This window comes from Rhodanobacter sp. UC4438_H5, from assembly GCF_052978405.1.
Genome location: NZ_CM129672.1, coordinates 2,794,303 through 2,808,463, shown reverse-complemented (window position 1 = coordinate 2,808,463; position 14,161 = coordinate 2,794,303). Strand labels below are relative to the sequence as shown.

Annotated in this window: 10 protein-coding genes and 1 tRNA gene; 9 read left to right on the top strand and 2 right to left on the bottom strand. The window is 69.3% G+C overall.

Features of this window, described 5'->3' with window-relative positions; all coding sequences use genetic code 11:
• The first annotated feature begins 94 nt into the window (after positions 1–94).
• The 6 genes from ACVCL9_RS12915 (at position 95) to ACVCL9_RS12890 (ending at position 7,280) form a co-directional block, all read left to right on the top strand.
• Positions 95–1,807 carry an LTA synthase family protein gene (locus ACVCL9_RS12915; protein WP_447097821.1) on the top strand — a complete coding sequence of 571 codons (1,713 nt, stop codon included), beginning with the start codon at positions 95–97 and terminating at the stop codon, positions 1,805–1,807.
• Between the two features lie 161 nt (positions 1,808–1,968).
• Positions 1,969–2,208, top strand: coding sequence for a hypothetical protein (locus ACVCL9_RS12910; RefSeq protein ID WP_395120538.1), 240 nt, complete (start codon positions 1,969–1,971; stop codon positions 2,206–2,208).
• 59 nt (positions 2,209–2,267) lie between these two features.
• Positions 2,268–3,341, top strand: a complete 1,074-nt coding sequence (locus ACVCL9_RS12905) for a glycerophosphodiester phosphodiesterase family protein (protein ID WP_447099512.1) — start codon at positions 2,268–2,270, stop codon at positions 3,339–3,341.
• Between the two features lie 29 nt (positions 3,342–3,370).
• Positions 3,371–4,102 carry a lysoplasmalogenase gene (locus tag ACVCL9_RS12900; RefSeq protein ID WP_447097822.1) on the top strand — a complete coding sequence of 244 codons (732 nt, stop codon included), beginning with the start codon at positions 3,371–3,373 and terminating at the stop codon, positions 4,100–4,102.
• A complete protein-coding gene (locus ACVCL9_RS12895; protein ID WP_447097823.1) occupies positions 4,099–5,364 on the top strand; it encodes a sterol desaturase family protein in 1,266 nt (421 codons plus the stop codon). The genes ACVCL9_RS12900 and ACVCL9_RS12895 overlap by 4 nt, the downstream gene beginning before the upstream one ends.
• Positions 5,365–5,735: 371 nt before the next feature.
• A complete protein-coding gene (locus tag ACVCL9_RS12890) occupies positions 5,736–7,280 on the top strand; it encodes an amino acid permease (RefSeq protein WP_447097824.1) in 1,545 nt (514 codons plus the stop codon).
• Positions 7,281–7,485: 205 nt separating this feature from the next.
• On the opposite strand, the gene ACVCL9_RS12885 is transcribed toward ACVCL9_RS12890, so the two are convergent.
• A complete protein-coding gene (locus tag ACVCL9_RS12885; RefSeq protein WP_395120531.1) occupies positions 7,486–8,568 on the bottom strand; it encodes a GGDEF domain-containing protein in 1,083 nt (360 codons plus the stop codon).
• 240 nt (positions 8,569–8,808) lie between these two features.
• On the opposite strand from ACVCL9_RS12885, the gene ACVCL9_RS12880 reads away from it, so the two are divergent.
• The 3 genes from ACVCL9_RS12880 to ACVCL9_RS12870 all read left to right on the top strand — a co-directional run bounded on the left by ACVCL9_RS12880 (position 8,809) and on the right by ACVCL9_RS12870 (position 11,555).
• The gene (locus tag ACVCL9_RS12880; protein ID WP_447097825.1) at positions 8,809–10,707 is read left to right on the top strand and encodes a M61 family metallopeptidase; all 1,899 of its coding nucleotides are present in this window, start codon (positions 8,809–8,811) and stop codon (positions 10,705–10,707) included.
• A 220-nt stretch (positions 10,708–10,927) separates the two neighbouring features.
• Positions 10,928–11,004 (top strand) — tRNA-Arg (locus ACVCL9_RS12875).
• A 134-nt stretch (positions 11,005–11,138) separates the two neighbouring features.
• A complete protein-coding gene (locus ACVCL9_RS12870; RefSeq protein ID WP_447097826.1) occupies positions 11,139–11,555 on the top strand; it encodes a hypothetical protein in 417 nt (138 codons plus the stop codon).
• Between the two features lie 100 nt (positions 11,556–11,655).
• On the opposite strand, the gene ACVCL9_RS12865 is transcribed toward ACVCL9_RS12870, so the two are convergent.
• Positions 11,656–13,986, bottom strand: a complete 2,331-nt coding sequence (locus ACVCL9_RS12865) for a DPP IV N-terminal domain-containing protein (protein WP_447097827.1) — start codon at positions 13,984–13,986, stop codon at positions 11,656–11,658.
• Positions 13,987–14,161 lie beyond the last annotated feature (175 nt).

Below are 14,161 nucleotides of genomic sequence, written 5' to 3'. Positions count from 1 at the left end.
GGCCAAAGCTAGCAGATCGGACGGCTGCCGCGGTGCCCGACGAGGTCGTAAGATGCGGTTGCAGGCTCGGTCCTGCAGGGGGATGGCTCAGCTCATGCGTTCGATTCCATGGCGCCGCGTCCGCGGCCCGGCGGTGTGTGCGGGGGCCGTGCTGCTGTTCGTGCTGTGCGTGGCATGCACGGCCTGGCGCGAGCCGCTGCCGCTGCAACGCGTGTTTGTCACCTCGCTGATGCTGTGCAGCGCCGTGGTGCTGATGGCCGTGCTGGCGCGCTTCGCCAGCGCGCTGCTGCTCGCCGGCAGCTTGTTCGTCGCGCTGAAGTTCATCGCGGTGATGAAGCTGCGCTACCTCGACGAGCAGCTGATGCCGGCGGACTTCGTCTACTACGTGCGCAGCAGCCTGCTCGACACCTTGCGCCACTATCCCCACCTGTACCTGCTCGGCATCGGCCTGCTGGTGCTGTTGCCGCCGCTGCTCTACCTCACTTGGCGCTGGGACTGGCGCGTGTTCGCCACCTGGCGCGCGCGGCCGGCGTGGCTGTTGCGCGGCGCGGGGCTGCTGCTGGGCGCGTCGGCGTGGTGGTGGTGCATGTGGCCGGGCGGTCCGTTTGCCGGGGTGCACGCGCGCAACACCTGGGAGAAGCTCTCCGACGACGCGCACCTGACCAACTTCTTCGTCAGCTTCCGCGACGCGGCGGTGCGGTTGCCGCCGATGAGCGGCGACGGCGAGGCTGAGCGCGTGTGGGGTGCGGCCGCGCAGGGGCTGCCGTCCAATCGCCCGCCGCCGTACCCGGACATCGTGCAGGTGCTGGAGGAGAGCACGTTCGACCCGGCCAACTTCACCGACTGCAGCGTGCCGGCCTGCCGCGCGGCGATGTTCAAGACCGATGCGCGCACCCGCGGCAGCGGCGTGCTGCGCACGCATACGTTCGGCGGCGGCACCTGGGTCAGCGAGTTCGCCAGCCTGACCGGCATGCCGCAGGACATCTTCGGCCCCGGCGGCATGTACGCGCCCTACGTGCTGGCGCCGCACGTGCGCGATTCGCTGCCGCAACTGCTGCGCCGCCTGGGCTACCGCACCATCGCGATCTATCCCACCGTCGGCAGTTTCATCAACGGCCGCAACGCGTATCGCGACTACGGCTTCGATCACCTTTACGACGTCAACGAGCTGGGCCTGGTCGAGTGGGAGGAGAGCGACCGGCAGATGTTCGCCGCGGCCAAGCGCATCTACGACAAGGTGAAGCGGCCGGGGCAACCGGTGTTCATCATGATCCTCACCCTGAACCAGCACGGCCCGCACGACGAGGACCCGATGTCGTCGCTGCCGCCGGCGTTCCGCAACCTGCTGCCGGGGCTGAAGCCGGCGGTGGCGCTCAACTTCGACACCTACCTGGCGCGGCTGCACGACTCGGACCTGGCCATGCGCGCGCTGGAGCACGACTTCCTCGACCGCCCGCAGCCGACCGTGCTGATGCACTTCGGCGACCACCAGCCGTCCTTCGGCGGCATGATCCGCGACCTGCCGCGCAGCCTGCCGCCGGCGCTGCAGCCGTATCGCGACTACCTCACCTACTACATGGTCAAGAGCAATTTCGCCGGGCCGGCGCTGCCGCGGTATCCGATGCTCGACATCGCGTTCCTGCCCGGCATGGTGCTGCAGGCGGCGGGCTTGCCGCAGGATGCGTACTTCGCCGCCTCCAGCCGCCTGCGCGATCGTTGCGATGGCCGCTACGACGACTGCACCGTGCCGGGGCTGCTGCCGTCCTATTACGCGTGGGTGTTCGACCGGCTGCACGTGTACGAGTGAGCGACCGCGTTCAGCTTCGTGATGACCGTGGGCGGCAGGCGGGGGTTCGCGGTTGTCGCGTGGGGGCAGTTGCACGGGCCGGCCGGGCGCCCGCGCCACGCGCCAGGCCTGCGTTGGCGCGATCGGCGGCGTGCTGGCAAGCGTCTTGCTTCGCCATGGACATGACTCGCCGCCTTCCCGATGCCGTTACGCCCCCGCCGAGCGACGCCGCCGTGTGCGCCGCCGCTGCGCTGGAGCGGCAGATGGACGCGCTGGGGCTGTCGCCGGAGGAGCGCCTGTTCCTGCGCACGCTGCACCAGAGCGAGCGGCAGATCAACGACGCCTTCGACGAGGCGCGGCAGTCGGGCGACCTGCAGCAGCAGGTGAGCCGCGTGTACAAGCAGATGTATCGGCCGGACTGAGGTTTCCGCCACGCGCGGCTATGCTGGCCTCCCGATCCGTTGCGGAGTACGCCGTGCCGATGGTCTCCACGCCTCGCGAGAAACCGCTGGCCGCACGCGTCGGCGTGATCGGCCATCGCGGTGCGCCGGCATGGCAGCCGGAGCACACCCTGGCGTCGTACGCGCGCGCGATCGCCGATGGCGCGGATTTCATCGAGCCGGATCTGGTGATGAGCCGCGACGGCGTGCTGGTGGTGCGCCACGAGAACGAGATCGGCGGCACCACCGACGTGGGCGCGCGGCGCGAGTTCGCCGCGCGCCGCGCGACCCGGCACATCGACGGCGTGGCGGTGACGGGCTGGTTCACCGAGGACTTCACCCTGGCCGAGCTGAAGACGCTGCGCGCGCGCGAACGCCTGCCGCAGTTGCGCGGCACCGCGCACGACGGCCAGTTGCCGATCGCCACGCTGGAGGAAGTGATCGAGCTTGCCGCCGCCGAATCCGCCGCCTGCGGACGGCTCATCGGCATCGTGCCGGAGATCAAGCACGGCACCCATTTCCGCGCGCTCGGCCTGCCGCTGGAAGACCTGCTGCTGGCCACGCTCGCCGGGCATGCGCACACGCGCACGGCCACGGTGGAGATCCAGTCCTTCGAGATCGGCAACCTGCGCTACCTGCGCGAACGGCTCGGCACCGCGCACCCGAACATCCGCTTGCTGCAACTGCTCGACGTGCCGCCGGCGCAGCCGTACGACGTGGTGGCCGCCGGCGGCACGCTGGATTACGCGCGGATGATGACCGCGAACGGCTTGCGCGAGGTCGCCGGTTACGCCGACGCGATCGGCCCGGAGCTGCGCGCGGTCATCCCGTGGAACGCCGATGGCCGCCTCGATCCGCCGACGCGCCTGGTGCATGACGCGCACGCGGTCGGGCTGGAAGTGCATCCGTGGACGTTCCGCCCGGAGAACACCTTCCTCGCCCCGGTGTTCCGCCGCGGCGACGATCCGCACGCGCGCCACCGCGCCGGCCTGGTCGCGCAGATCGGCGCCTACCTCGACGCCGGCATCGATGCGTTCTTCACCGACGATCCGGCCAGCGGGCGGCAGGCGGTCGACGCGCTCGTGCAGGCCGTGCAGGGCGAAAGCTCGCTATGATCGCGTGGTCGCCACGACGCCCGTCGCCCATGTCCATTGTCGCCAGCACGTCTCCCGCGTTTCGCCGCGCCCTCGCGCCGATGGTGGCGTGCGCTGCGCTTGCCGCCATGCTCGGCGGCGCGCTCGGCGAAGGCGCCGACGCGTGGCAATGGCTGCACTGGATAGCCAAGCCGCTGGCCACCGTGCTGGTGATCGTCGCGGCGCTGGCGTGGCCGCCGATCACGTCGCGCTATCGGCGCCGGATCGTGGTCGGGTTGATCTGTTCGCTGCTCGGCGACGTGTTGCTGATGTGGCCGGCGGATCTGTTCGTGGCCGGCCTGGTGGCCTTTCTCATCGGCCATCTCTACTTCATCAGCGGCTTTCTCGGCGACAGCCGCCTGGGCACGCGCCCGCTGGCCTGGCTCGGCTGCCTGCTGCTGGCGGCGCTGAACCTGGCGTGGCTTTGGCCGTCCATACCGCCGGCGCTGCGCGGCGCGGTGGTGGTCTATGCGCTGGTGCTGGCGGCGATGGCGGCGCAGGCACTGGCGCGCGCCTGGGTACACGCCGGCGACGTGCTGGCGCGGCCGGCGCGGCGTGCGGCGATCGGCGGAGCGCTGTTCATGCTCGGCGACAGCCTGCTGGCCTGGGACCGCTTCCACGGCGCGCTGCCGCTGGCCGCGGTGTGGGTGCTCGGCAGCTACTACGCGGCGGTGTGGTTCATCGCCCGCTCGGTGGCGCGGGACGATGGCATGGCGGGCGTGACGCAGGCATCGACGGCATGAATACCTCCGAGCTCATCATCACCTGGGCGACGCCGTTCTTCTTCGCGCTGATCGCGCTGGAGTTCATCGTCGCGCGCGTGCGCGGCCAGCGTGTCTATCGCGGCAACGACACCGTCAACAGCATCGGCCTGGGCGTGATGTCGCAGATCGCCGGGGTGTTCACCAAGCTGCTCACGCTGGGCATCTATGCGTGGTGCGTCGAGCACCTGGCGCTGTTCACGCTGCCGGCGCACAGCCTGTGGGTGTGGATCAGCGCGCTGCTGCTGTACGACCTGCTCTATTACTGGCTGCACCGGATGGGGCACGAGGTGAACATCCTGTGGGCGGCGCACGTGGTGCACCACCAGAGCGAGCAGTACAACCTCTCCACCGCGCTGCGCCAGACCAGTACCGGCGGCCTGCTCGGCTGGATCTTCTACCTGCCGATGGCGCTGCTCGGCTATCCGCTGGAAGTGTTCGTGGCGGTGGCGCTGATCGACCTGCTGTACCAGTTCTGGGTGCACACCGAGCAGGTCGGCAAGCTGGGCTGGTTCGACCGCGTGTTCTGCTCGCCATCCAACCATCGTGCGCACCACGCCACCAACGACCGCTACCTCGACCACAACTACGGCGGCATCCTGATCGTGTGGGATCGCCTGTTCGGCACCTTCGTCGAGGAGGACGACGCCGACAAGCCGGTCTACGGCACCCGCGCGCCGCTGCGCAGCTGGAACCCGCTGTGGGCGAACGCCGAGGTGTATTGGGCGGCGGCGGTCGATGCGTGGCATGCGCGGCGCTGGCGCGACAAGCTGCAGGTGTGGTTCCGTCGGCCCGGCTGGCGCCCCGCCGACGTGGCCGCGCGCTTCCCCAAGCCCGCGTACGACATTCATCGCGCCGTCTACGACCCGCCGATGGCGCCGGCGATGGCCGCGTACTGCCTGCTGCAGTTTGCCCTGCTGCTGGGCATGGCCACGCATTTCCTGGGGCTCACCGCGCACGCGGACTTCGCCACCTTGTTCGGCTATGCGCTGTACATGGTGGCCAGCCTGTGCGTGATCGGCGCACTGATGGAAGGCCGTCGCGTCGCGTTCTGGCTGGAGGGCCTGCGCACCGTGCTGACCGCGATGGTGCCGCTGCTGCTCGGCCGCTGGTTCGGCGTCGACCCGCTCGACCAGCGCGCCGCCGCGGCGATCGCCGTGCTGTTCGGCGCCAGCGCCGTCGCGCTGCCTTGGCTGGCCGGCCTGCGCCCGCGTGGACCGCTGCACGCCGCCTCCAACCTGTAGAGCGGGCAGTGCCCGCCGCCCGTCCACGGTTCGTGGCAACAAGCGGCGGGCAGTGCCCGCCCTACGGGTGACTCCCACCCCTCGCCGTTCACCCTGAGCGTAGCCGCGCAGCGGCGGAGTCGAAGGGCGGGGCTGTCGCACGGCTTCGACTTCGCCGCTGCGCGGCTACGCTCAGCCCGAACGGTTGTGGGAGCCGATGCATCTCCGAACCCCGAATACCGAATACCGAATACCGGCCAAGGGCACCACGCACAGGGGTACGCGTGTGCACGGCACGCATTTGGACGTCCAAACGGCACGCCGCCATGCAGCCGCCTGGCCAGATGGGCGCGACTTGTTATGCTGTGCGCTGATTTCAAGGGGAGCACCCTATGGGTTTCTTCAGCAAACTGATACGCAGCAAGTCGGTCGCGCAACTGCAGGCCGAGGCAGGCGCCAGCCGGGATTTCCGCCGCACCATGGGCGTGTGGCAGCTCACCGCGATCGGGGTGGGCGCGATCGTGGGCGTAGGCGTGTTCGTGCTGGCGCCGAACGAGGCGGCGTTGAACGCCGGCCCGGCGATCATCCTGAGCTTCCTGGTGGCCGGCATCGGCAGCGCCTGCGCGGCGCTGTCCTACGCCGAGTTCGCCGGCATGATCCCGGTCACCGGCAGCGCCTACACCTACGGCTATGCGGTGCTGGGCGAATTGCCCGCATGGATCATCGGCTGGGACCTGCTGGTGGAGTACGCGCTGATCGTGGGCGTGGTCGCGGCGGGTACGTCGAACTACCTGCAATCGCTGATCGCCCAGATCACCGGCCTGCACCTGCCGGTGTTCCTGCAGGCGGCCTACGACCCGGCGCATCCGGACAGCGGGCGCGGCATCAACCTGATCGCGATGCTGGTGGCGCTGGGCGTGGCCGCGCTGCAGGTGGCACGCACCGAGGTCGGCGCGCGCTTCAATACGGTGGTGGTGGCGCTCAAGGTGCTCGGCGTGATCGTGGTGGTGGTGGTGGGTGCGTTCTACGTGAACACGGCCAACTGGACCCCGTTCGTCCCGCCGCTGGTGCACGACGCGGCGGCCACCGGCGGCACGCGCTACGGCGTGAGCGGCATGCTGGCGGCGGCCAGCATCGTGTTCTTCGCGGTATTCGGCTACGACACGCTGACCACCGCGGCGGAAGAGTCGAAGAACCCGCAACGCGACCTGCCGCTGGCGGTGATCGCCTCGCTGGGCGTGGCGATGGCGATGTACCTGGCCATCTCGCTGGTGCTCACCGGCATGGTGCCGTACAACGGCTGCGTGGATCCGTCCGAGGTCGCCGGGCAGTGCTCGGAGATGATCCTGGCCAGCTCGGCGCCGGTCAGCGCGGTGTTCGCCGCGCGCGACCTGCACTGGGTCAGCGGCATCATCAACGTCGCCGCGGTGTGCGGCATCGCCAGTGTGGTGTTCGCCTTCATGCTGGGCGCGGCGCGCATCTGGTTCGCGCTGGCGCGCGACGGCCTGCTGCCGGCGTGGTTCGCCAAGTCGCACCCGAAATACGGCACGCCGCACCGCCCGACCATCGCGCTCGGCGTGTTCACCGCGCTGGCGGCGGGCCTGCTGCCGATCCGCGAGCTGGCCGAACTGGTGAACATCGGCACCTTGTCCGCGTTCATCGTGATCTGCGCCTCGGTGCTGATCCTGCGCATCCGCCAGCCGGAGCTGGAGCGGCGCTTCCGCACGCCGGCGTTGTGGCTGCTGGCGCCGCTGGGCATCGTGTTCTCGCTGTTCCTGATCATCGGCTGGCCGTGGGTCACCGACGGCCAGTTCCACATGATCGGCGGGCTGGACATCGTCACCATGTGGCGCTTCGTGATCTGGATGGCGATCGGCCTGGCGATCTACTTCTTCTACGGCATGCGCCACAGCAAGCTCGCCACCGGCGAGCCCTGATCCGGCTCGGGGTCTGTGAAGAAAACCACTTCCTGTGGTTTTCTTCTATCGCGAGTCCGGTACATGCCCGGACTCGCTCACATGGAACAGTCACTTGCGTGACTGCTTCATGTCCGGCCATCGGGCAACTGCTCCTGCGTCGCCTCAACTCGGGCATCCATGCCCTCGTCATGGCCGGCCTGAGAGGTTGAAGAATCACAACCGCTCAGGCGCTGGCGAGGGCCGTGACCACCCGGTCGCGGCCTTCGCGCTTGGCCTGGCGCATCGCCAGGTCGGCGCGGGCCAGCAGGCTCTCGACGCTGTCGCAGCAGCCGGGCGTGCATACCGCCACGCCGATGCTGGCGCTCAGGTGTCCGCCCGGGTGATGGCTGGCGGCCACCGCCAGGCGCAGTTGCTCGGCGCGCAGCAGCGCCTGCTCCAGGTTCACGCCGGGCAGCAGCATGGCGAATTCCTCGCCGCCGATGCGGCCGATCAGGTCGTTGCTGCGGGCCTGCGTGCGCAAGCGCGCGGCCAGCGCCACCAGCGCGGCGTCGCCGGCGGCATGGCCGTATTCGTCATTGATCCGCTTGAAGTGGTCGGCATCCAGAAACAGCATCGCCATGGGCTGGCGCTGTTGCTGCGTTTCGTGCAGCGCGATGCGGCCCAGGTCGAGGAAGCGGTTGCGCAGCAGCACGCCGGTGAGGCCGTCGGTCTCGGCGCGTTCGCGCAGCAAGCGCTCCAGCTTGAACTGTTCGAGCAGGGTGCGCGCCATGAACGCGCGCAGCACCGTCGCCAGCGACACCGAGATGGCCATGTAGACCGAGTACTGCAAGGTGCGCTCGCCGTCGCCCAGGTGCAGCAGCATCGGCAGCGGTCCCAGCGCGCACAGCGCCATCGCGATGAGGAAATCCCAGCGGCCGAACCAGATCACCGACGAGGCCACCGGCAGCAGCAGGCCCGGCAGCGGCTGGCGCGCGCCGGCCGTGCCGCAGAACCCTGCGAGGTTGATGCCGATCTGCAGCAGCACCACGCACAGCAGGGCGAGCATGCGCAGGGTCAGCGGCTCGCGGCACTGCCGCGCGGCGATGACCACCAGCAGCATCGGCGGGGCCGGGATCAGCTGCCACAGCAACTCGTTCGGGCTTGCGCCGAGCAGGCCGCGCACCACCACCGCCAGCAGGTAGGCGCACAGCGCCACCGCCATCAGCGCGTGGATCATCGGCCCCATGCGCTGCGCCAGATAGCCGGCGTAGTCGCGGCGGAACGCGGCGTCTTCGCTGGGTTGTGGCTGGAGGGCAGGGGCGGGCATGGCGGCGGTCGGAATATCCGGAGTGGTTTGCGGTGGAGCAAAGCACGATGAATGCCAACGCCAGGACGCGCCTCGCGGCCATGCGGGCGCGGCGATCGTGACCTTCGGCAGGGGTGGGCGCCGGCGGCGCGCACTAGCATCGAAAGCCCGCGTTCGCCCCTGTCGCCAGCTCATGCCGGCCGCCTTCCCGCGCGGCCGGCGCGGCCGGCGCCACCTCATTCCATCATCCGGGAGCCGCCCTTGAAGTTCACCCGCCTCGCCGCCGCCGTCGCCGCCAGTGCCCTGGCGCTGGCCAGTTTCAGCGCCATTGCCGATGTCCCGGCCGCGCAGAATGTGCCCTATCAGGGCAGCCTGAAGATCAGCGTGGACGCCAGCGACGTCGCCCGCCGCATCTTCCGCGTGCACGAGGTGATCCCGGCGCAGCCCGGCCCGCTGACCCTGCTTTATCCGCAGTGGCTGCCCGGCAACCACTCGCCCACCGGCCCGATCGACAAGCTGGCCGGGCTGGTGGTCACCGCCAACGGCAAGACCCTGCCGTGGACGCGCGATTCGCTCGACGTCTTCGCGTTCCACGTGGTGGTGCCGGAAGGGGCGACCCAGGTGGAGGCGCAGTTCCAGTTCCTGTCGCCGCAGGATCGTCGCCAGGGCCGCGTGGTGATGACGCCGGAAATGCTCAACCTGCAGTGGAACGCGGTGTCGCTCTACCCGGCCGGCTACTACACGCGCCAGATCCCCGCCCAGGCCAGCGTGAAACTGCCTGCCGGCTGGCAAGCCGGCACCGCGCTGGAGGTCGCCTCGCGCGAGGGCGACACCATCTACTTCAAGCCGATCGACTACGAGAACCTGGTCGACTCGCCGATCTTCGCCGGCAAGCACTTCAAGCGGCTGGACCTCGACCCGGGCGCCAAGGCACCGGTGCACCTGGACCTGGTCGCCGACGCGGCGAAGTACCTGGAGGTGACGCCCGACCAGCTCAAGGCGTTCCGCAACCTGGTGCAGCAGATGTACAAGCTGTACGGCGCGCACCACTACGACCACTACGATTTCCTGGTCTCGCTGAGCGACAAGATGAGCGGCATCGGGCTGGAGCACCACCGCTCCAGCGAGGACGGCACCTCGGCCGATTTCTTCACCGAGTGGAAGAAGAACGTCGCCGCGCGCGACCTGTTCTCGCACGAGTTCAACCACTCGTGGAACGGCAAATACCGCCGCGGCGCGGACCTCTACACGCCGACCTTCAACGTGCCGATGGGCGACAGCCTGCTGTGGGTGTACGAAGGCCAGACCCAGTTCTGGGGCCAAGTGATGGCCGCGCGTTCGGGCCTGTGGAACGCGGAGCACACCCGCGACACGCTGGCCTACGTCGCCGCCACCTACGACCGCGGCCGTCCCGGCCTGGCCAGCTGGCGCAACGTGCAGGACACCACCAACGACCCGGTGATCGCCAAGCGCGCGCCACTGCCGTACCGCAACTACCAGTCCAGCGAGGATTACTACTCCGCCGGCGAGATGATCTGGCTCGACGTCGACGGCAAGCTGCGCGAACTCAGCCACGGCAAGCGTTCCATCGACGACTTCGCCCGCGCCTTTTTCGGCATGGACAACGGCCAGTGGAACGTCAACACCTACACCTTCGATGACGTGGTCAGGACCTTGAATGGCGTGGCGCCGTTCGACTGGGCCGGCTACCTGCGCACGCGCCTGGACGGCCACGGCCCGCTGACCGGCGGCATCGAATCGCACGGCTGGAAACTGGTCTACACCGACCAGCCCTCCGACGCGGTCAAGGCCGCGGAGAAGCGTCGCCACCAGGCCGACTTCACCTACTCGCTGGGCCTGTCGATCGGCAACGACGGCAGCATCGCCGACGTGCTGTGGGACGGCCCCGCGTTCAAGGCCGGCGTCGCCCCCGGCATGAGCGTGATCGCCGTCAACGGTCACGACTACGACGCCGACGATCTCAAGGACGCCATCACCGCCGCGGCCAAGGACAACAACGCCACCATCGAACTGCTGGTGAAGAACTTCGACGAGTACCAGACCGTGCGCATCGCCTACCACGACGGCCTGAAATACCCGCACCTGGTCCGCGACACCGGCAAGCCCGACACCCTGGCCGATCTCCTGAAGCCGCTCTGAGCGCAGGCGGGCACAGCCCGCCATGCCCTTCGCGTCAACTCACGACAACCGTAGGAGCGCGCTTGCGCGCGATGCTCTTCATTGGCGTAACGGAGAGCATCGCGCGCAAAGCGCGCTCCTATCGTTCCGCGGCCGGCCCGGATGCCGCCGCGCAACCAACTCGGCTATACTGCCGCTCCCCGCGGTCCGGCCATCGGCCACCCGCGCGCGGCCACACAATGCGCCTGTAGCTCAGCTGGATAGAGTACCGCCCTCCGAAGGCGGTGGTCGTGGGTTCGAATCCCGCCGGGCGCACCATCTCCGCATTCCACCTCCGCAACCGTTCCGCGTGTCCTCCGCGGTTGCGGCGTGGTGCCTGCCGCCATCGTTCCAGACGTGCGCGCTCGCGCGTGAGCGCCGGCGCCGCTCCGTCGGATTTCACGACGGAACAGATGCTGCGCAACGGCGAGAGCCTGAGCATCGCATCCGGCGGCGAAGCGCTGGCGCAGCCGCAGAGCAGCGAACTGCCGGTGTTCACGGCGGAAGGGCAGTCGCTGGGCCGCTTCCATGTAGACGACCTGGGCGACAGCCTGGCGCTGCGCCCGGTGTCGGGCGGCTATGCCGATGCGCCGGCCGCGCAGCAGAGGGTGCGCGTGCGTGCGACGGCCCGGGTGAAGCTCGACGCGGACGACACCGCCTCGCTGCGCATGGAGCTGCTGGAAGACGGCACCCTGCGCATCACCGCGTCGGCAAACGCCGCCGGGCTCGGTACGGATGCCGTGGTCGCCTACGGGTTGACCGCCCTGAAGCGGCAGGCTGGCATCTCGCCGACGCAGGTACGCGCGGTGGTGCTGAGCTTCGGCGGCTGAGGCGTGGTTCGGGAGGGAGGCGCGGGCCCCGCGTCTCCCTCCCGCCGCCGCGCGGAGGCGCGGGCTTGATCTCCCGCACCCGCCGAAAACGACGGCGGTTTCAGTCTTGCCGGGGCGATGTCTCGCGGATGCGGAAATCGCGTGGCGGCTCCACGTCCAGCAAGTGGCGTACCAGGTAGTTCCAGCGGCGCTGGGTGACGTAGCGGGCGTGCGGGCCGCTGTCGCCGTGGGCCATGTTGGGCACCAGCAGCATGTCGAACGGTTTGTTGGCGCTCATCAGCGCGTCCACCAGGCGCATGGTTTCGGCGGGGTGCACGTTGCCGTCGATGTCGCCGTGGATCAGCAGCAGGTGGCCCTTGAGGCGGTCGACCAGTTGCTGGTTGGCCTGCTCCATGTAGTCCTTGCCGACCGGATAGCCCTGGAACAGTTCGTTCCAGCCGGCCTTGTCCAGGCGCGGGTCGTGGTCGCCCGAGGTGGAAACGCAGACCTTGTAGAAGTCCGGAAACTGCAGGAAGGCGTGGGTGGAGCCGTAGCCGCCGTGCGAGTAGCCGTAGATGCCGACCCGGTCGAGGTCCATCCACGGATGGCGCGCGGCCATCTGCCGGAGCATGGCCACATGGTCTTCGAACACGTTGCCAAGGTTGTGGTACGAGAAGGCGTGGAAGTCGCGCGAACGCTTGGCGGTGCCGCGCCCGTCCACCATCACCACCACGAAGCCCAGTTCGGCGGTGGCCTGCAGGTCCATGGTGCGGGCCAGGGTCTTGGGCACGAAGAAGTTGTGCGGGCCGGTGTAGATGTATTCCACCACCGGGTACCTGCGCGCCGGGTCGAAGTGCGTGGGCCGCACGATCAGGCCGTAGAGATCGGTCTTGCCGTCGGCCGCCTTGCCCTTGAACGGCAGCGGCGGCGTCCAGCCCTGCGCGGTGAGCCAGCGCGTGTCGGTGCGCTCCAGTTCGCGCAGGATGCGGCCGTCGCTGCCACGCCGCAGCACCGAACGGCCGGGCAGGTCGGCACGCGAGTAGTTGTCGACGAAGTACTTGCCGTCGGGTGACATGAACACCTGGTGGTTGGCCGGCTCCGGCGTCAGCAGCTGCATCCCGCCGCCGTCCAGCGCGACGCGATAGAGCTGCGTCTGGTAGGGGTCCTCGCCGGGTTGCACGCCCGAGGCCAGGAAGTAGACCTGGCGTTGCGCGTCGTCCACGAACACGATCTCGCGCACCACCCAGTCGCCCTCGGTGAGGCGGCGCAGCTGGCGGCCGCTGGCGGCGTCGTGCAGGTACAGCTGGTTCCAGCCGCTGCGTTCGGACGTCCAGAGGAACTGCCTGCCGCAGTCGACGAGGCGCCACTGGGTGGAGAACGGGTCGACCATGTAGTCGCCGACCGCATCCTCGTGATGCAGGACGCGCTGGTGGCCGCTGGCGGCATCGATCTCGCGCAGCTCGATGTACTTCGCGCCGCGACCCAGGTAGCGGTAAAGCACGCGGCGGCCGTCGGCGGACCAGCTGAAGCCCAGCTCGCCCCAGCCCCAGCTCTGGACCTCCAGCGGCGGCGTGTCGACCTCGACGCGCCGGACCGTCGGCCCCAACTGGAACACGACGAGCTGCGCCGTGGGCAGCGGTTCGCCGGGCAGCGGGTAGATGTAGCGGTAGGTGCGCGGGCGCAGCTGGTCCTTCGGCACGAACTGCTGGCTTTCCAGGTGGCCCGCGTCGCGGGTGTTCATGCGGTAGGTCACCAGCCGCGTCGAATCCGGCGACCAGAACACGGCCGGCGCCTGTCTGGCGTCCGCGCCCTCGGTCACGCCCTGCTCGACCATCAGCTCCAGCCACGGCCACGGCGTGGCGTAGTCGTTCTCCGGCTCGCCGTCGCCGGTCAGCTGCACGACCTTGCCGGTGGCGGTGTCGCGCACGTACAGGTTGTGGTCGCGCACGAACGCGGCGTGGCGGCCGTCCGGCGACAGCGACACCGGCTGCGGTTCGCGCGGTTCGGGCGTGCAGGCGTAGCCGTCCAGGCGGCATTGCCAGTGCACATCGTCGATGTCGAAGCGTAGGCCGCTGCCGTCGTCGACGAACTCGATGGCGTCGAAGGGCAGGGCGTCGGCGCGGTAGGTCTTGCCGCTGGCGCGGGAGAGCGCCGCCGCCAGGCGCGCATGGTCGAAGGCCGCTGCCTGCGTGTCGCGCGCCACGTCGACCTGGACGAAGCGCTTGCCCGCCGGTCCCTGGCTGAGGTACCAGAAGCGGTTGTCCTGGTGGAACCAGTGCGGTTCGATGTCGGCGAACTGGATGTGCGAGGACAGGTTGCCACTCAGGAACTGCTCGGCATGGCGATAGTCGGCCAGCCGCCCTTGGGCGAAGCCGATCGCCGGCAGCACGCCGAGCAGGATGGCGAGGAGGGTGCCCGCATGGCGGCCCGGCGACTTCATGGTTTCTGGCATGTCAGTGCTCGATCCGGGGTGCGCGCGGCAATCACGAACAACCCCTCTTTTTGCCGTCATTCGCGCTTTCGCGGGAACCACGACGGCGTGAGGCCTTTCCCGAGAATGTCGGGATTTCCCGGTGCCGCGAAAGCGCAACGAAAAAAGGCTGCCGCCACGTTTGCGCGTGGCGGCA